Raw genomic sequence first — 19,496 nt, 5'->3', positions numbered from 1 at the left:
CGTCGTCGCAGGGCAAACCAATCCGAAATGTTTCATCTGCAAACTCTTTCGCTCAACGGTTTGACACCGCGACGCAGGCCCGACCGTAGGCAATGAAAAACGGAGCAATGCTAAACAAAACGATGAGCAATGCGACGCCCCGGCAATTCGTACTTCGTTTACCGCTAGTGTGAATGACTGTGGTAGTGCTGACGCAGGAGATCTTTGCCGTAGTCGTTGCCATTGGGCGTACGGATGACGGTATGGATATGGTCACGCGTCGGCTCAGATGTGCGAAAGGGAGCGACACGGCGTTGGTGGTCGAACTCAATCAGGACCACGGGACTGTGGACGCGATAGTAGTACACGCTTTTGTCAGTTGTGCCGCCGATCCATGCGAAATAGGTGTCGTCGAGATGCTTCGCGACTTCGGACATTCGCACTTTAGCGTGTCCCTCTCGCATGTTGCCGACATATTCCTCGACAAGTGCCAGCAAGGCTTGTTTCTGCGTGTCGTCGAGTTTCGATCCGGGAATCCCGGCGTAGTCCAAAATGACGTTGTCCTTGTAGGCCTCGGTCAGATTATTGTTTCCGTTTTTGCGATTCATAATGATCGCCTCGGCGCGTTGCTCGTCATTCAGCAGCGAAATCAGAGCCAAGCCTTTGTCCTGTTCGTCCTGCATCACGATCGCGCCTTTGAATTTACCTTCTTTTGCTTCGACCGGTTCGGATCCCATGAAGACGGGGCTCATCACGACTTGGTCACCCATGACGAAGTAGTTAACGACGCAGTGATGACCGTCAAGTTGCCATCCCCAAGGTTCTGTTGCTGATGGCTCGCCCATGATCGTGATCCAGTACAGCCACTCGCCGTACTCATCAGAGTTGTTCGCCAACTCGGCGAGCGTTCCATTGAGTTTCATGATGTCTTGGGTTTTCTTCAGCCCTTTGGCGCTAAGACTCTGCCCGAGCATTTCGAAAGCGAGCGTTCGCTGGGCCTCAGTCATTTCGTTGAAGCCCACTCCCTGGCGTGGACTGCGATGTCGGTTATCCCATTTTCGCCATTCTGCATCATCGACAGGGAAAACGGTTCGCTCACGCTGCGACTCGGAGAGGCCATCTAAAAAAGCGACAGCGGCTGAACGAATCGGTTCGGTTGTCACCCCGGTGGACTCGATCGAAAACAAGCCCTGTTGGACTCCCTGCGAATTCGTGATGCCAACAAATGAATCGGTGACGGAGGTTCTCCCACGTCGACCGCCAGGGCCTTGTGAATAAGCAACGAGAGCCGCCGTGGTGCAAAAGAACACAGATACTGACAACAACATCCATCGATGCGAACTTAATATCGATTTCATAGGACTCTTCTTGTGGGGAGGCAAATCATTCGATTTTCGCTCGGTTGAGCCTCATGGCGGCAGTCATAACCGGCCATTTCAGCCACCTCGGCGAACAACCGAATCGCATGAGCGAGTTTGTGAGACAGCAGACATGGACGCAGGGCCGAATCCGTCGTGTGTTTTTGACAGACTCCGATTGATTCTAACGAAAAGATGCCCGAGCAGTGAAACCGATCGTGAAACAGGCCTTCCTGATTCAACGAAATTATGACGTCAGACAATGATATCCACCACGTTGACCCTAGCCCCGAGGCAACACCTAGCGAGCAACCATCGCCGGAAACATTCCTTCTCAAATTCGACGAGACACTCTTGTTGGCGACTGGCGCGGAAGTGTAAAGCATGTACTCAGTGACTTCATCGCGCAAGACAGTACGCTGGGGCAGGTGTACGAATGACCGATACACAAGATTTCACCGAGGAAGCTGACGGCGACACGAACGAACGCCGCGTTCCAACAAGCCCGCTTGCGATTAGGAAATCACAGTCGCTCAATAGCTTTGATTTAATGAACAAATCCAGATCCCTCCTGTTACTCTCGCTCGTTTGTTTCGCAGTCGTGCGAAACGACGTCTTGGCGGATGATCCGCAAAGTCCACGCGATCGAGCCGAAGCTGCCCTGCCGACCCAAAAAATGACTTGGAGTCCGCTATCGATCAATGGAAAATCCGTCCGTCCTGACGACGAATCCAACGATTCTGATGAGACGATCGATGCGGTCTCGTTCACCCCAGACGAATATTCGGAGGCCTTCGATGACTCCGCCTACGTTGAATCGCCCTACGAAGGCGAGGTCATTTATGAAGGCAACCATGCCTACGAAGAGGATTTTGCCGGCGGCGGGGGAATCCCCTGCGATTGCCAATCTGGCTGTGACCGGTGCTACACGCCTGCCGCGATCGGTAGTTACTGGCTTCGCGCTGAGTACATGCTTTGGTCAATCGACGGAATCGATTTGCCGCCCTTGGTTACCACCAGCACCGCGGGCACTCTTCCTGAAGACACCGGTATCCTCGGTCAGGCAGGCACAACAGTCCTGTTTGGCAACGACACCGAACTCGATTCCATGCGATCGGGCCTGCGCATCACGCTCGGCTGGAATGGCGACCGGTTTGGCAATGGATTCGAGATGAGTGGGATGGGAATCTTCGATGATGACGAGTCGTTCAGCAGCAGTGCTGCGTTGCTCGCCCGTCCAGTTTTCGACGCCAGCCTAGGCAGCGAATCGGCTATGCTCGTCGCGCACCCTGATTTCCTGACAGGCAACGTCAACGTCCGCGCGAGCAACCAACTCGCTTCGTTCGACGTCAACCGCCGACAGGTGCTTTCGTCTCGCGGCTGTCAGAGACTCGATCTACTCGTCGGCTATCGATATGGAAACCTGGAAGAGATGCTTCGGATCGAACAGTCTTCCTTGTACACGGCAGCCGAAGGCCCCATTATTGCCGGAACAACTGTTGGTCTGTTCGATGACTTCCAAACCGAAAACCAATTCCACGGCGCGCAGCTCGGTCTCCACTTTCAACAAAGATCAGCGACCACGACGCTGGACACGTACGCCAAAGTCGGTTTTGGCGTCAACCGCGCCGAAACGACCATCAGTGGGCAAACCACCAACACAGTGCCGGGAGGAGGCGATTCGACCTTCGAAGGCGGTCTACTCGCTCAATCCACCAACATCGGCAGCTATGACGAATCCCAATTCATGGCGTTGCCAGAAATCGGATTCAACCTCACCACGCGTGTTCGACGCGACATGCAACTAACGATCGGCTACAGCCTGATGTATTGGTCCGACGCTGTTCGGCTCGAAGACGCGATCGATCGAACCGTTTCGCAATTCCCTCCCGAAGCTCCGGCAGGAGCCCGTCGACCTGACTACGAACTCAACACAACCAGCTTCCTCGCTCATGGGTTGAGTATCGGAGCCGCGTTCAACTATTGAATGCGACAGGATCTCCGCCCAAGTCCAGACGCTCTGTCCGAACTTGGGCGAGATCATCTTCATCTCTGCATCAGAGGACCGTAACGTCGATCGTCAGGATCTGCTCAACGCTCAAACCGTATCGATCCTGAGCGAGCACTCGAATGCTGTAGAACGACTGAGTGATCGCGTCGGCGGTGAAGTTCGTTACGAGTTGACCATCGACAATGGTGAAGGACGCGTTGTCCTCATCACCTTCTCCGGAAACCAACGAGAAGGTGTGCGACTCGAACGACGGTTGGTCGAACAAATTATCGTCCACAGCAGACAGTGTTCCGACTACCGTTCCTACAGACGAACCATCAGCGATGGAGTCGTTGTCCAACTCAACCGCTGTCGGAGCAACATTCGTATCGGTGATGATCAAATCGGCGGTATCGTCAAAGAACAATCCGTCGGCATCCTGCACGCGAACACGAATCGAATACAACGCTTGAATCGATTGATCAACCGCTTCCGCCGTTCGAAGTTCTCCGTTCTCGAGCGTGAACTTGTCGTTGTCAAAACCTCCATCACCGGAAATGAACGAGAACGTGAACGTGTCGCCCGCGTCTGGGTCGGTCGCACCGAGCACCCCGACCAACGTCCCTGACGGTTGCCCACTCGCGATCGCAGGATTCTCAAGGAGAATGGACGTCGGTGCCTCATTCACGTCCGTGACAACAATCGTGAGCGACTGTTCGAACGATGCCCCGCCCGAGTCAGTACTTCGCACGCGAATCGAATGCGACGTCTGGGCTTCGAAGTCCAGCGATGCCGCCGTGACGACGTTGCTGCCGACGATGCCGAAGGACGCGTTGTCCGTGTCACCTTCGCCAGTGACGAGGGCATACGTGAACGTGTCAGATGCGTTGGCGTCGGTTGACGTCAGACCGCCAACCACGGTTCCAATAACGGCATCTTCGTCGACGCTGTTGTTGTCCAATTCAATTGCCGTCGGGGCCACGTTCGCAACCGTGACCGTGATGACAAACACCTGTTCGACGGATGCTCCGTCCGCATCCGTGCTCTGTACTCGCACCGAATAAGACGACTGAGTGTCAAAATCGAGCGTCACGGCGGTTTCTAGATTACTGCCATCGATCGAGAACGACGCATTGTCTGTGTCACCCTCTCCGCTAACAAATGTGTAAGTAAACGTATCGGACGCGTCTTCGTCGGCCGTGCTGAATTCGCCAACAACGGTACCAATCGCTGAACTTTCATCGACACTGCTATTGTCAATCGAGATAGCGGTCGGTGCATCGTTGACGTCTGCGACGGTGATGGTGAAGACCTGCTCGACCGAAGCGTTCGCCTCGTCAGTGCTTCGCACGCGAACCGAGTACGACGACTGCGTTTCAAAATCGAGCGATGTCGCGGTTACCAGGTTTTCGCTATCGATCGTGAACGATGCGTTGTCGGTGTCACCATCGCCACTGACGAATTCATACGTGAACGTATCGGAAACATCAGCGTCTGTCGTGCTGAAACTGCCGACGACGGTTCCGATCGCAACGTCTTCGTCAACGCTGCTGTTACCGATCGTGATCTCTGTCGGTGCTGCATTACCAACCGTGATCGTGATCGTGAGGACCTGTTCGATCGACGCGCCGCCGGAGTCAGTGCTCTGCACACGAACCGAATAGGTCGATTGTGCATTGGCATCGAACGTCGCGGCTGTTACCAGATTATCGCCATCGATACGAAACGATGCGTTGTCCGTATCGCCCTCACCACTGACGAGCGAATACGTGAACGTATCACCGCTGTCGGCGTCCGTCGTTTGCAGTGCGCCGACGACGGTATCGAGTGGAGCGTCTTCATCAACGGTGCTGTTGTCGAGTGCGATCGCCGTCGGCGAATCATTGACATCCGTCACGGTGATCGTGAAGACCTCTTCAAACGAAGCGCCCGCGTCATCAGTGCTTCGCACCCGAAGGGAATACGAGGACTGCGTTTCAAAGTCGAGCACCGTCGCCGTTACCAAATCACCGTTGCTGTCGATCGCAAACGAAGCGTTGTCGGTGTCGCCTTCGCCACTGACCAACGTGTAGGTAAACGTATCAGAAACGTCTGCGTCGGTCGTGCTGAACTCGCCAACGACGGTTCCAACCGCGGCGTCTTCAGCGACGCTGCTGTTGTCAATCGAAATCGCGGTCGGGACCGAGTTGCCATCCGTCACCGTGATCGTGAACACCTGCTCGACAGCAGCCCCTCCTGAGTCAGTGCTCTGCACACGAACCGAGTAAGAACTCTGAGTATCGAAGTCGAGCGTCGTCGCCGTAACCAAGTTATCGTTGCTGTCGATGGTGAACGATGCATTATCGGCATCCCCTTCGCCGCTGACGAATGCGTAGGTGAACGTGTCCGAGGCATCCGCATCGGTTGTACTAAACGCTCCGACGATGGTTCCACTCGCCACGTCATCACTCACCGTCGCGTTATCCAATGCAATCGCCGTCGGTGCGTCATTGACATCCGTCACTGTGATACTGAAGACCTCTTCGAACGAGGCTCCCGCTGCGTCGGTGCTTTGAACACGAATCGAGTACGACGTCTGAGTTTCAAAATCGAGCGTCGAGGCTGTCAACAGATTACCGCTACTGTCGATCGTAAACGAAGCGTTGTCGGTGTCACCTTCACCACTAACCAGCGTGTACGTGAACGTGTCTGATGCATCGGCATCGATCGAACTGAATTCACCAACGGGGGTTCCAACCGCTGAATTTTCAGCAACGGTCGCATTATCGATCGCGATCGCAGTCGGAGCGTCGTTCGCATCCGTGACCGTGATTGTGAACGTATCTTCAACCACCAATCCGAACGGATCGCTGGATTGAATACGTACCGTGTATGACGCCTGTGTCTCGAAGTCGAACGAAGCCGCCGTCACGAGATTACTGCCATCAATCGCAAACAACGCGTTATCTGTATCACCTTCGCCACTAACAAATGTGTAGGCAAACGTGTCTGAAGTGTTTGCGTCGGTCGTGCTTAGCGTGCCAACGACGGTGGCGAGATCCGCGTTTTCTGCGACCGATGAGCTATCGAGCGAAATCGCGGTCGGAGCGACGTTGGTTTCGGTAACACTGATCGTGAACGTTTGCTGAGTCGACAGCCCCAGCGAATCTTGCGCAAGAACACGAACGGTGTATGTCGATTGGGTTTGTTGATCTGAAACAAAGGATGAAACGAGCTGATCACCCGATATCGTGAACGACGCGTTGTCCGTGTCACCTTGTCCGGAAACAAACGAATACGTGATCGTATCTCCAGCGTCTGGATCGTCGGTTCCGAACGTGCCCACGACCGTTCCGCTCGGTTCACCGTCGGCCAAGTTCGTTCCCGACAATGTGATCGCAGTTGGTGCTTCGTTGATGTTAGAGACAGTGATAACGAAGGTGTCTTCAACAAACTCACCTGTCGAATCCGTACTACGAACTCGAATCGTGAGACTTCCCTGAGTCTCTGCATCCAATGCAGCGACCGTCTGCAATTCATCTCCCGAAATCACGAAACTCGCGTTGTCATCGTCGCCATCGCCGGACACCAACGTGTACGTAAACGTGTCACCCGAGGTTGGGTCCGTCGTGCTGAACGAGCCGACAATGTTTCCGTCGGCGCCGTTTTCAGCGATTGTCGAATCGCTCAAGGAAATTGCCGTTGGTGCGGCATTGCTCTGAACGATCGTGAATGTTTGCTCGAACGTGCCACCCGACGAATCCGTCGTACGAACGCGAACGCTGTAACTGGTTTGCGTCGTGAAGTCGATCGTCGTCGCCGCCTGCAACTGATCACCGACTATTGCAAACGAGGCATTGTCCGTGTCGCCGGTACCGCTAACGAGCGAATAGACGAACGTGTCCGACGCATCTTCATCAGTCGAAGAGAGAGTCCCAACGACCGAACCGGCGGCCGCATCATCGGCGAGCGTGTTGTCACTCAACGCGATCGCGGTCGGATCGTCGTTGGCGTCTAGCACCGAGATCGTGAACGTTTGATCGACAGACAACCCACCCTGATCAGTACTGCGAACCATAACGGCATAGCTGCTCTTCGCTTCGAAGTCGAGCGAACCGGTCGCAATCAACGAGTCGCCAGAAATTGCAAACGTGGTGTCCGAGGTACTGCCGTCAACTGACACGACGCTGTACGTGAAAGTATCGTTGACGTTCGAATCAGTCGTCGACAACGTGCCGACGGCTGTGCTAGCTGCGGCGTTTTCCGAGATCGACAGGCTATCGAGTGTAATCGACGTTGGCGCTACGTTCTGATCAGTAACCGAGATCGTGAACACTCGCTCGAGCGTACGACCGGTGGAGTCCGTGGTTTGCACGCGAATCGTGTAACTATCTTGAACCGAAGCGTCAAACACCTCGGCGGTCACCAATGTATTGCCCGAAATCGTAAAGGCATCATTGTCGGTGTCACCCGTTCCGGCGACCAAGGCATACGTGTGTGTGTCACTCGCATCGGGATCCGTCGTGGTGAACGTCCCAACGGTTGTGCCAACGGCAAGGTTCTCGCCGATCGTGGAACTCGACAACGTCAAGTTGGTAGGAGCCTGAGCGTCGGGAAGATCCGGAATGTTCGGAGTCGACAATCCGACCACTCTCCTGAGCAAATCGCTCGCGTCGAGAGGACTGAGCCCATCAACACCGGTGACATCGCCGAGCAGGGCGGGATCGATGGCCGCAAACGGTACCGTCGAAGTCGACGCACCTGACGAATCACCGACGACAAATCCGGAATCGAGTCCCACGCCAACACGCGCGACCAAACGCGCATCCTCAGCGTCATAGCGTCGGTTGGCATTCACGTCACCGACAAAGGCAACCACTTGAATCGCGTCATCCGCCGTCGCCGTCATACCGCCCGCATTCACTTCGAGTGAACTGATGCGAAGGGTTTGAACGGTTCCGTACGCTGCGTCTTCCGGAACCGATGCAATGATGTCGATAATGTCGGCCTGTCCGGCGTCCATCGCTTCGAGGCTAAAGAACGAAATCGTGACAACGCCAGGAACATCCAAATTCGCTTCGACTTGACTGCCCGTCGGCGCGTCGGCGCCGAGTTGCACGCCTGAAATGTCCAACACATCGGCGTCGTACTGGATCGTCAACGTGACCGAGGTCACACCGTCCGCGTCGCTTAATTGAATCGGCAACCCTGCAGGCAAATCGGCACCGCTACCGGACGCCGGACCTTGTGCAGCCTGCGTTGGTCCACGCACCAGATCGGGCATTCCTACCACGAGCGAAGAGCCGTTCGTGACAGTGAACGTCGTTACAAAATCGCCTCCCGCATTCCCGTCGTTGTCACCATCGAGCAGTTCGCCGTCCGCGAGATCGGTGAACGCATCGCTCGCACTGCGAAGTGTCGCGGTGTAGGTATCCGCCGCGAGTGGTCCGCCGGATGCAATGAATGTGACGGATGTTCCGTTAACAACGAGTGATCCCCGCACGCTGCCGGTGGTTGCGCCTTGCAACGTCACGTCGGCTGCGCCGACGACACCAGCCTCCGTGTCATACAAGCTGAGGTTCTGTGTGCTGATTTGTTCACTCAGCTCCGCCGTAAAACCCGATGAGGTCGGGCTAAATGACGCGATGGTCGCAGCCAAAACACGTCGCGATTCCAGTGATTCAAGTGATAATCTTCGATCCTTTGATGTCGTTGAACGTCGAGTGTTGGGAAGCGATCGTTTTTTCTTGCTAGTAAATCGTGAAAGCAAACTCTGTACTGCTGGTTTCATATACCTTGGACCTTGTCCGATCTCTATCGGGGGGAAGTAACTAACGGGCTTTCCATGCAAATGAGTCTTTGTCACATGGTCCCTTGTGACATTCAAATGGCTCTTCGAGCCGCCCCCTGTGACTAAGACGGAGTCTTGGTCGATTTCGTCACAAGGCTTTCGATTTTTTTTCAGAAATATTTTTGAGACTAGCGAGCGGGAGTTATCGTTTAGTGTGACATCCCCACTCGGGTTTCCTTCCTTAGAAGATGAGCTATCCGTCACGAATTGATGAGCATAGTTTGCAAAGCCCCGATCTCAACTCCGGCCAACATTGATGACACGATTCCATTCTCGCCGCCTTTCAATCCAAACCTTTGAAGAACGACGACTACTCGCTGCCGTCGACATTCCGGACGATCTTTCCGCCGCTCCATCAGCAATCGTTTCCGCACCAGTGAACATCGACACAGCGGTCGGTGTGCGTGCCGCTGAGATCCGCCTCAGCTATGACACCTCCGTGCTCGATATTGATCCCGACGCGATCACGCTGGGAAGCGTTTGGGGCACCGGTTCCGACGCTCAAATCACCGCGAACGTCGACGATGCGGCAGGAACAATAGTCATCTTTGTTGCATCGTCAAGTGAACTGACTGGAATCTCGGGAAGCCTTGTCGAACTGCCCTTTGAAGTCGCTAGCAATGCCGTCATCGACAGCACTACCGTTCTCGACCTCACCTTGGTCACTTTGAACGAAGGACAAATTTCAGTAGACCCTTCGCCGATCGCGGGAACGGACTCGACCGACGGTTTATTGACCATCACCGGCGACGCAACCGGCAGCGATTCGATTTCAGGCTTCGTTTACGCCGACGCGAACGGCGACAACGTCGTTGGTACCGGCGAAGCGATCCCAGGCGTGACGATCACACTCGTCAATACCACCACCGGCGCCGAACAACAAACCACCACGGGCGAAGACGGCAGCTATCAATTCACCCAACTCGCGGCCGGCACCTACCGAATCGTCCAGACGCAACCCTCCGCCTACCTCGATGGAGGCGACAACGAACTCACCGTTTCACTGACCGACGGCAGCGCACTCGAAGACCAAGACTTCCGCGAACTCGGCTTGTTGCCTCAGTACATCTACAACCGATTGTTGACGACGCGAGTCCTCCCCGTTGGCTCCAGCGAGTGGAATGATACGATCACACAAATCAACGCCGACGCCGCCTCGGACGCGAGCACGTTGGCTTCGCAAGCAACCTCCACTTCCCAAACATCCGCGGCAACCACGACGTCCGCCGATGACAACTCGTCCGCAGCAGGCAACACCGCGACCGGCGAACCGATCGCCGCGGCCGAAATTGCGGCCGCATTCGCACCCCCTGCCGCCGGCGAGCCCCTCTCGCCTGCGGAGTTACTAGCGACGTCACCAAACGAAACAGACACCCCGCCAACGACTGCCGTCACACCTAGCCCGGTGACCACGGCAGACGACGACCGCGAAGACACCGACGCGGTGGACACCGTCTTTTCGAACAACCTTTTCTAAGCGTCTCGCACACCACGAAACACTCGCCCGGGAAACGGTGTCGCCGCTTTCGGCATCATCCATCCCGCCCTTGTTCCTCTTCACGCCACCTCGACTGACGTTGACATTGAGGAACCCGGTTGGGTAATCCAGATGGGCGCCATGAAGGGCGTCCATTGCGTCTGCAATGAGTCGAAAATCAGGGATAGATTTCCACACAGGTGCCCGGATGGCGAGAACGCGACGCAGGCTGAATCCAGAGCGTTTGGAGAATCGGCAATTATTGGCCAGTGTCTTACTCGGGCCCGTCGCGACATCGCCGACGCTGGATACCGTCGCGGCCGTTTATGCCGAAGAAGCCCCCAATTTGCGAGCCGCCGAAATTCGGTTTCAATACGATCCGGAAGTGCTGCAAATTCAAACTCAGGACATCCACGCCGGTGACATTTGGAACGACAAGGCATCCGTCCTTGCCAACGTCGACGAATCGGCGGGAATCGTAACCGCTTTTGTTTTTTCGGTCGAACCGATCAACAACAGCCAGGGCGATCTGATCAACATCAATCTGCACTCGGCGCAGACCAATGCGTGCTTGTTCGCGCCCACCATCGATTTGCAAGAAGTCCGATTGAACGAGGGCGAAATCACACTCAACAATCCACCCGTCGTCGGCCCTGACGCCACCGACGGTTTTGCAGCTCGTTCGTCATCGGAAACAAGTCCTCGACGCAGACGGTTCGACGAGAGTTTCATCGGTCCGATTCACCCCGAGCATGTCGACTCGATCATGCATGACCTCCGCCCCACCGTCTCACACCGGCACCCGTTCTAGTACCGGCAGCCGTTCTTCCAGCGGACACTAGGCTTAGCACCATGCTAAGCAGTGGGCCCCTAACAGCTGGCCATCATTGTGGTGGCGTGACAGGCCCATACTTCGTGCTGCCTCCCGCTTTGGCTGCCATGGACCAACGACACGATCGGCGTTGAACGTTCCAAGAACGAGTCCATTCAAAACCGATCAAAAACGCGAACCGGAAAACCACAAGCTGGTCGATCGCGAAATAAGTTTGGCTTACGACGTCAACGCCGGCACGGACGTTTCGCCCACTAACGGTGCGGCCTGCTTGCTATCCGGCACGACCGCAAAGCACTCTTGAACGGCCTGGCAAAGCTCAGCCCGCTTAATCACCATGTCAGTCGGTGCATCGATTGCAATGCGAACCCGGTTGAGTGAAATTTTGGTAACCACGATTTTAACATCGTCACCGATCAAAATCTTGTCCCCGATCTTTCGCGATAGTACCAACATGCTGATTCCTCCTTGAATGTACGTTCAATCAAACAGCGAAGTGCTGCGATTGTCTCTCACTCTCTAAGGAAGATAAAACAGTCCGAACGTCACGGAAAAATCTCACGCTTTCAAAAGATGTTGTCAATTCGCGGCGTTGTGTGACCGACCGCGTGAGCTCTCATCCCAACCGATTCCCATCGGCCTCAAACGAACAACGATTGGAACGTCACCCACCGAACCGTCAACAATGTCAGCACCAAACAACACCACCACGTCGCACGGCGGGCAAACGGCAAATCCCTTAACCAGAACAACAACCCCATCGACATTGAGGTGATTACGATCTTGAATGCGATCAATTGAACCGGGTCCGCGATCAATCGGCTTCCCAACGGATTCATCTCTCGCATTGTTCCACTCTGATGTGCGACCAACGTCCAGACCAAATCGATCGCAGACATCAACCCTACGATAATCAACGAAACCACGGTTGATTTCTTGATCGTTTCTCTCGTTGATGGGTCGTCGATTTGCAGGTTCGTTGCCTGGGCGTGGGTTAACAAATGCCCCACGGCGATTACCACCAACACCAACGCAAACATCGTCAGCGGGTAGCTCACTTTTTCGCCCAAACGCTGCGCTGCATGTTGGCGTTCGGCATCTATTTCAACCGCATTCATTTCGTCAACAAGTTTCGTTGCCTTGCTTAGAAACGCGGGCGTCGCCTGGAAATTGGCTACCAAGTCTCGCCACGTTTCGCGATCCTCGTCGGATGTCACCGCGTCGTGCACATTGTTTTCATTCACCGGTTGTTCTGTAGTCGCAATCAGCGTTTCCAATAGATCAAACCCATGCTGAGTGGGCCACAGAATCAACGGCGGATTCTCTTGTTTGAGAATAAAAATGGCACCATGACTCAGCCAGCTGAACTCGCGTGACAACCGCCACAACGGATTGTATTCGACCGTCGCTTGAGGTTCTCCTCGATGAAAACCACCCCCACCGCGATACCCCATGCCGCGAGCACTATCACCACGCATGCCACGACTCCGCGGGGAATACCGGCTCAAATCAAACGCGTCGGCGGCGTAGTCTTCACCGTTGATACGAATTGAATCGTCTTCGAATTCGATCTTGTACGGCGGCGCAACAAACGCTCCATCGACAAACAAAAAACCTTGCTCAGTTTTGATCGGCCTTCCCATCCCCACATCCTCACGGCCATACCGCCCTCTCTGGGCCTGCGACGCTGATGCACAGACGACGAACAATACAAGAGATGCAAGGACGCGTCCGTTAAACCAACGGGGTGTTTGTGTGATCTTCATGGCAATCAGGTCGGTATCGGAGAGACATGTTAATTGTCATCCTGAAACCCCAAGGACCGCATAAGGTACCGTTCGGCACCACTCAAAATTTTGCCCGTCAACTGTGACAATCCTGCCGAAACATCCTCCCTTGTTTTGGCGGCAACTGAGATCGTTGAGAAAATCGCTGTTAGCAATCCGCAAACAGCGATGCCAAAACCGCGACGTTACCAACAGTGGCGATGGTCACCAGCGAAAAACAGTTGCAACGAAAGACAGCTACAGAATTCGTGAATCCTCTGGACCGCGAAGGCGCCCGTAAAGTCGTATTGTCGGACCGGTGTCGTCAATCGGAATTGAGTTCAGTCAAACTACGTGGGAAGAGAATTTTCATGAAAATTCGCCGTCTACCAATACTACGAATTGCTTCCAGGTTGAGGCCCGATGGTTCCAAACGTAGCACAGCGTTGCTTGAACTTTTGAAGTCATTTCGTTGGACAAACAAATTCAAAACTTTGAGCCGTGTCCGGTGTTGTAAAGGTTCGGCACCGGTCTACGCCCACCCCTTTTTGCCCCCTCAAATGATCGAGCGGCACTGAACGTCCGGATACGCGGCACCAATCTCGCCTCAGTCAATGCAAGTTGGCAGCCGCCGCGATCCATCGCCCGATCCCCCACATTTCGATTCTTGAGTCTCCGTCGTAATCCAAGGTAATTCACGTGATCAGCATAGACTCCTCATCGTCATTGCAGTTGGCAGAAATGCGTCCGGTCGCACAAACAAAATCGATCGCGAGCCCCCGCCATGCCATGAGTTTGTTTCACCCCGATCCGATCGCCGAATTGCTTGAAAAACTCTATCTGCCTCAGTGGAACGCGGTTGAGTGGACGTTCCCAGCTCATTGGGGTTTGAGTGTGCCCGCCGACGTTGTCAGCATGTACGTCTTCACCCAAGGCAGTGGGTGGTTTGTTCCGGACGCTCCCGGTTCTGAACCGATTCGTTTGATGGCGGGTGATCATTTAATCACAACGCGTGGGACGGCCCATCGCATGCTTCATACGCTGGACTGCCCCGCCGAACCGATCGCCGAGCGCATCAGTGACCCGACTTGGCATATTCCCAACGGCCCAGATTCCACCGCGATTCTTTACGCACAGTTTTCACTTCGTGAACTCAAACAGAACCCGTTGTCGATCGGCTTACCCGAAGTCATTCACTTGAACCATCGGGCCGATTCTGTACTCCGCTCTTGCATCCCAATCTTGGACGTTCTGTCGACGGTAAAACGCGAAGCCGAACATGGCTGGCAACTGACCGTTCGAAAACTCGCCGAGATCATTTTCATCAAAACCTTGTCCGTTGAACTCACCCACGGATCCAACGGGGCATATGGAAGTGGGGACAAACACTTGATGCACGCGGTGACGGATGCCACCGTGGGTCCGGTCTTGAAAGCACTCGTCCAATCTCTCGGAGATCCATGGACCGTGCCTAAAATGGCAAAGATGGCAAACGTTTCTAAATCCGCATTCTCGGAACGATTCCGCAACTTAGTCGGCACCCCACCGCTGCAGTATCTCACCGAAATTCGCATGCAAAACGCCTGTGAACTGCTGAGAGAAAGTCCGATCGAAATCGCAAACATCGCGACTCTCGTCGGCTACGAGTCACCGTCGTCGTTCAGCAACGCGTTCAAACGATGGAACGGGAAATCGCCGGCTGAGTATCGCCGAAACGCCAAACAAGCCATCGTTGGCTAACGCATTTTCCATGATGACGGACCTGTTCACCGTAACTGGATTCGCCCGAATTCAGTTTCCCAAAGCCTGGTGATATGGCCTACCGCTTCTTAGAAAGTACTCGTTTGATTCGTCGCTGCTTTCAACCGCAGCAAGATTTTTCAAGAGTATCAGCAGGGCGCGTCGATTGAAAAATGTCTTGATGACATTCAAGACGGCCTCGACGTGTTTCCTTAGCTTTGTCGCCGCCCTGGTCGTTCACCAACGCTGCGTCCACCAAGGGTCACGAGAGCCCCGTCTCTTCTGAATCGTCGATCAGGTCTGTTTTGCGACCTCGCAACTCAACCGTCAGCACGATCCCACCGACGAAGATCATCCCCGCGTAAGCAACCGACGAGATGTTTGGCGGGTACGCAGTCGATTCGGTCACGTTTTCTTGATCGAAACCGTTTTGCAATCGAGTCAACAGATCGGCCGGATCACTCGACTCCCGATCGTGTACAGGCACCGCTGCCAATTGAAAACTGCGGAAGTGCCCCATACTCGGATCCAATTGAATCTCAATCGGATGATAATTTGGCATGATCACGGATGTCGGTAGGTCAGCATGAGCGATCGCAATCAATCCACCGTTGCCCGACTCATCCACGGCTAGATCAGTCGGTGGTCCAGACGGCTCCGATTCCGATTCATCGTGTGCCGTCTCAGCGATTTGCTCGAGTGTCGACCGTTCGATCTGCCACGGTTCGGCATCGGATTCATCCGGTAAGTCAGATGGTGTGTCCGACGACTCCAACGAATCAATCTCGATCATTCCACCATGATTCGACAGGGGTGACACAAGAGGACGCGCGCTCACTGCATCCTGGACATGAGAAGAAAGGTTCATGGCGAAGGATTGCCCCGGCGTTGACGTCGTTGTCACGGCCGAAGCGGTACTTTGATTTTGGGTGCGGTCCTTCGCAATCGTGCTGATCACTCGGTCGAGCAGGTCATCGTCCGCGACCGCATCAACATCGGCGTTCTCGTTTGAATTCGACTCCGCGATGACGCCTTCCGGTCGATTGTCACCACGACCGACCGGGGCTCGACCATCGGATTCTCGCTGCGGAACATTCGCAATCGTGATCACAATATCGGGTGCCTGAATCGGTCGCACTGAGATGAGCTCGACCTTTGAGAAAACGAGCACGTGATCCGTCAACGGATTGACTTCTCGAACAATCCGATCGGCAGACAATCGATCCGGTGTGTTTCGACCCAACGAGATCCACTTGATTGTGTCTGGCCGGTCGATCCCGTCAAACTCCTTCACACGGATCGACGTGAAGTGGTCACGTGCCGGTGGGCCGACGACTGGACTTGAAATGTTATGCCTCGCGTCAGGCAACGGCCTGAACACCAACACGTTATGCCGATCGATCGAGGCGTGCTCAAGCGTCGTCGCAGCCTCTCGCTGCAATCCATCAGACACTCGCATCCGAAGCTCTTGCTTGGCCACCTCTGCGAAACGGTCGGCGTGCCCCCGTTCGACGAGCAATCGATCGCCGCTCTGCGAAGGCCCGAATTCAGCCGCACCGAAGAAATCCGCCGCCATGAGGGCACGAGACTCCAACGGTTCGAGACGCAAGGTGCGTTTAAGCTTGGGCGAATTCCCGATACGTTGATCTCGTTTATTCAAAATCAGCAACCGACGAGGGAACTAGAAAGTCTTCAAGAAAACGTTGCCATTGATACTAGTTTAATCCACCGAATTCAGTCCAGCCGAATCGGTATTTGCAAGGATCGGTATTCCGGACGATTGAGCAACCCATCTGGCGGATCAAACCCCGCCTCGATCGCCATTCGCATGGTTTCGACGGCACATTCGACACAGTCAGATTTTGACAATGAACGGTCATCGGAGAGATCACCCGCGGGATGTGCGTTTTCGGCGATCCTCAAAAACTCTTCGGCAACACCCGCGAGCCGCACACCGTCACCCTCCCACAGATCGCGACGTTTGCGAGCCGCCTCCACCGCGTCACTGATTCGCCCCGATTCCGTTAGCAACGTTGCGTGATTGAAATAATGTTTACTCAAAAACTCACGGTACTGAGGAACCTCGGGTGCCGCACGATGCGCGAGAGACTGATGTTTGACCGCCAATCGGTAGGCCTCAATCGCTTTTTCGGTCTCGCCGAGTCGCTCCTGAACGAACCCCAAATTGTTGTACACACCACCGAGCGTGCTCTGCAGATCCACGTCGCCGACAAACAATTCCGCTAGCGGGATCTGGAACGTCAACGCGTTCTCAAACGCGAGACTGGCTTCGTCGTACCGCTTCTGCCCTGCCAACGCCAAACCGTAATTGTTTTGTGTCACCGCAATATCGCGTTGATAGGTCAATTGTTCCGGCCAACGCTCGAGCAATTGTGTTTGAATGTCGATCGCTTGCCGGTACGAATCCAACGATGACTCAACGTCCCCCGCCTCCGACTGCGCGGCCCCGAGACTGTTCAATGTCAACGCAACGCGATTGGCCGTTTTGGGATTCCCTGGCTCGGCTTTCAACTCGTCCATCTGGTTTTGAAGCGCCGTGCGAGCGTACTGCACCGCTCGCGTGGGATCACTCTTCGTCAACAAACCGGAGAGGTTTTGATACGTCGACGCCAACTGCCTTTCTAACGACGGCATCCGACTCTCTTCCGCGATCGACTCCACCAACTCAATGCTGCGACGATATGAAGTTTCCGCTTGCTCGAACTGCTTGGTCTTGCTTAATAACAACCCCAAATTGCTGAGCGAGAGCGATAGACCGGCCTTGGCATCGACATCACTTGGTTCGTCATTCAACAACCGTTCTTGCCGTTCGATCGCCGACAGATATCGTTTCATTGCCGTTTCGTATCGCCCGGCCTGTTCGAGCGCCAACGCCAAATTGTTTTCACCAGTTGCGAGCTCTTGTTGTCGCTCACGATTGGATGGTTCCGCCTTCGAGCGCGCCGCGAACAATCCCAACGACTTTTCCAGCGAAGCGACCGCTTCGTCCGTCGCACCAACCTCACTTTGAATCGAACCGATCTTCCCATACGTGATCGCTAAGTCATGCATCAATCCGGGATCGTCGTCAGCCCTCGCTGCGAAGTCCTCATAGTAGGACAGCGTCTCTTGCAACAATTGGCGACGCACCGCATCCGCTCCCGGAACATCCGCCAACAGTTCGGCCATCTGTGCCCCCAATCGATCTACCGCCGCACGTGACAACCGATCGCTATCGGCGGCGCGAGCGGCATTCATGTCCGACTCCTGTTTCGCCGTCGAAATCAGCGCCGTACTCACCGAGAGTCCCACCAACGCGAGCACGACGAGGACGAGCGATACAGTGACGATTCCACGGTGTCGAACGGCCCAATGTGACAAACGGTCCACCAACGTGGGAGGACGCGCGATCGTTGGTTCGCCTGCCAACACATGCCGTAAATCGATCGCCAAATCGGCTGCCGTGTCATAGCGACCGTCTCGCGTTTTGGCCATCGCTTTGGCGATCACCGTTTCTAAATCCTGAGGCACGTCGGGGCGAATCGTGCGCAGCGGCGGCGGGTTGCGTTCATCGATATGACGCAGTACCGCAGGAGCATCCCCACCATCAAACGCCGGTTGCAAACACAGCATTTCATACAACGTCGCCCCGAGCGAATACACGTCCGTTCGTCCGTCAACAATCGCGGATTCTCCCCTTGCTTGCTCGGGGCTCATGTACCGCATCGTGCCGACAATGTCTCCTGTCTTCGTCAGCGTCGCGTCGGTTTGACAACGCGCCAAACCAAAGTCCGTCACCCACACTTTTCCACCACGATCCACCATCACGTTGGACGGCTTAATATCGCGATGGATCACACCAAATTCATGTGCCGCATGCAACGCATCGGCAATCTGAATCCCAATTCGGACAATGTCATTAATCGCGGGCAACATGCCGTTGTTGCTCTGGTCCGTGATGACCTCGTCAAACGACTGTCCGTCAATGAACTGCATGGCATAGTAGTGAACTCCTCGAACGGCCCCAACGGTATAAACGGGCACAATATTCGGATGATGCAATTGTGCAGCAGCTTGAGCCTCGTTGTTGAAACGAGCAATCTGCCGAGAATCGAGCACGGCCGCAAACGGTAACAACTTGATCGCGACGGTCCGATCAAGCGAGATCTGTTTGGCACGGTAAACAACCCCCATGCCTCCACGACCAATCTCTTCGAGCAATCGAAAATCGCCGAGCACTTTCTCCGGCGTTTCCTCTCGTTCGGTTTCATCCGAATCGCTTTGGGGAACAAAGCCCGCGGCAATGTGGTGCAGATCTTCCAACCCCGACACGTAAGATCGCAGTGGTTCGACGAGCTCCGGATCATCGTCAGCGAGATCTTCGATCGACGGCGGAGCACCTTCCTCCAACGCGATCAAATAGCGGTCCAGCAAGACAGTGAGGCGTTGCTTTTGCTGCAAACTCAGTCCTCGCGTCATCGCCGGCTCGAGACTCAAATCCGAGATCGAGGAGAAGTCCATGTC

General features: G+C 54.9%; 10 protein-coding genes. 4 read left to right on the top strand and 6 right to left on the bottom strand.

Annotated elements, in window-relative coordinates; genetic code table 11:
• Positions 1-164: 164 nt before the first annotated feature.
• Positions 165-1,307: a DUF3500 domain-containing protein gene (locus tag FHS27_RS00575; protein ID WP_390852378.1), complete on the bottom strand. Its 1,143-nt coding sequence runs from the start codon at positions 1,305-1,307 to the stop codon at positions 165-167.
• Between the two features lie 580 nt (positions 1,308-1,887).
• Here FHS27_RS00575 and FHS27_RS00570 point away from each other — a divergent pair.
• Positions 1,888-3,324 carry a BBP7 family outer membrane beta-barrel protein gene (locus FHS27_RS00570; protein WP_246418955.1) on the top strand — a complete coding sequence of 479 codons (1,437 nt, stop codon included), beginning with the start codon at positions 1,888-1,890 and terminating at the stop codon, positions 3,322-3,324.
• A gap of 70 nt (positions 3,325-3,394) precedes the next feature.
• Here the strand turns inward: FHS27_RS00570 and FHS27_RS00565 are convergent, their stop codons facing one another.
• The gene (locus tag FHS27_RS00565; protein WP_184300296.1) at positions 3,395-9,097 is read right to left on the bottom strand and encodes a cadherin domain-containing protein; all 5,703 of its coding nucleotides are present in this window, start codon (positions 9,095-9,097) and stop codon (positions 3,395-3,397) included.
• 316 nt (positions 9,098-9,413) lie between these two features.
• Between FHS27_RS00565 and FHS27_RS00560 the strand changes: the two genes are divergently transcribed.
• The gene (locus FHS27_RS00560) at positions 9,414-10,634 is read left to right on the top strand and encodes a cohesin domain-containing protein (RefSeq protein ID WP_184300293.1); all 1,221 of its coding nucleotides are present in this window, start codon (positions 9,414-9,416) and stop codon (positions 10,632-10,634) included.
• Positions 10,635-10,842: 208 nt separating this feature from the next.
• Complete coding sequence (locus FHS27_RS00555; RefSeq protein WP_184300290.1) at positions 10,843-11,445, top strand: cohesin domain-containing protein; 603 nt, start codon at positions 10,843-10,845, stop codon at positions 11,443-11,445.
• Between the two features lie 240 nt (positions 11,446-11,685).
• On the opposite strand, the gene FHS27_RS00550 is transcribed toward FHS27_RS00555, so the two are convergent.
• Both FHS27_RS00550 and FHS27_RS00545 read right to left on the bottom strand, forming a co-directional pair.
• Positions 11,686-11,922, bottom strand: coding sequence for a carbon storage regulator (locus FHS27_RS00550; RefSeq protein ID WP_009094439.1), 237 nt, complete (start codon positions 11,920-11,922; stop codon positions 11,686-11,688).
• Between the two features lie 185 nt (positions 11,923-12,107).
• Positions 12,108-13,232 (bottom strand): DUF5658 family protein, encoded by a 1,125-nt coding sequence (locus FHS27_RS00545; protein ID WP_246418954.1) that lies wholly within the window; start codon positions 13,230-13,232, stop codon positions 12,108-12,110.
• 789 nt (positions 13,233-14,021) lie between these two features.
• On the opposite strand from FHS27_RS00545, the gene FHS27_RS00540 reads away from it, so the two are divergent.
• Positions 14,022-14,972: an AraC family transcriptional regulator gene (locus FHS27_RS00540; RefSeq protein WP_246418953.1), complete on the top strand. Its 951-nt coding sequence runs from the start codon at positions 14,022-14,024 to the stop codon at positions 14,970-14,972.
• Between the two features lie 262 nt (positions 14,973-15,234).
• Here FHS27_RS00540 and FHS27_RS00535 read toward each other — a convergent pair whose 3' ends face one another.
• Entirely contained in the window at positions 15,235-16,632 is a 1,398-nt protein-coding gene (locus FHS27_RS00535; protein WP_184300282.1) for a hypothetical protein, read from the bottom strand.
• Between the two features lie 74 nt (positions 16,633-16,706).
• A complete protein-coding gene (locus FHS27_RS00530; protein ID WP_246419002.1) occupies positions 16,707-19,493 on the bottom strand; it encodes a serine/threonine-protein kinase in 2,787 nt (928 codons plus the stop codon).
• Positions 19,494-19,496 lie beyond the last annotated feature (3 nt).

Origin of the sequence: Aporhodopirellula rubra (assembly GCF_014192335.1) — a bacterium.
Taxonomy (GTDB): Bacteria; Planctomycetota; Planctomycetia; order Pirellulales; family Pirellulaceae; genus Rhodopirellula; species Rhodopirellula rubra.
Note: the sequence above shows the minus strand (reverse complement) of the source record. Positions and strands in the feature narration are given on the sequence as shown.

Coding starts and splice junctions, on each gene's coding strand:
- FHS27_RS00575 (WP_390852378.1), bottom strand. CDS start 1,307: ATGTTGTTGTCAGTATCTGTGTTCTTTTGCACCACGGCGGCTCTCGTT.
- FHS27_RS00570 (WP_246418955.1), top strand. CDS start 1,888: ATGAACAAATCCAGATCCCTCCTGTTACTCTCGCTCGTTTGTTTCGCA.
- FHS27_RS00565 (WP_184300296.1), bottom strand. CDS start 9,097: ATGAAACCAGCAGTACAGAGTTTGCTTTCACGATTTACTAGCAAGAAA.
- FHS27_RS00560 (WP_184300293.1), top strand. CDS start 9,414: ATGACACGATTCCATTCTCGCCGCCTTTCAATCCAAACCTTTGAAGAA.
- FHS27_RS00555 (WP_184300290.1), top strand. CDS start 10,843: ATGGCGAGAACGCGACGCAGGCTGAATCCAGAGCGTTTGGAGAATCGG.
- FHS27_RS00550 (WP_009094439.1), bottom strand. CDS start 11,922: ATGTTGGTACTATCGCGAAAGATCGGGGACAAGATTTTGATCGGTGAC.
- FHS27_RS00545 (WP_246418954.1), bottom strand. CDS start 13,232: ATGAAGATCACACAAACACCCCGTTGGTTTAACGGACGCGTCCTTGCA.
- FHS27_RS00540 (WP_246418953.1), top strand. CDS start 14,022: ATGAGTTTGTTTCACCCCGATCCGATCGCCGAATTGCTTGAAAAACTC.
- FHS27_RS00530 (WP_246419002.1), bottom strand. CDS start 19,493: ATGGACTTCTCCTCGATCTCGGATTTGAGTCTCGAGCCGGCGATGACG.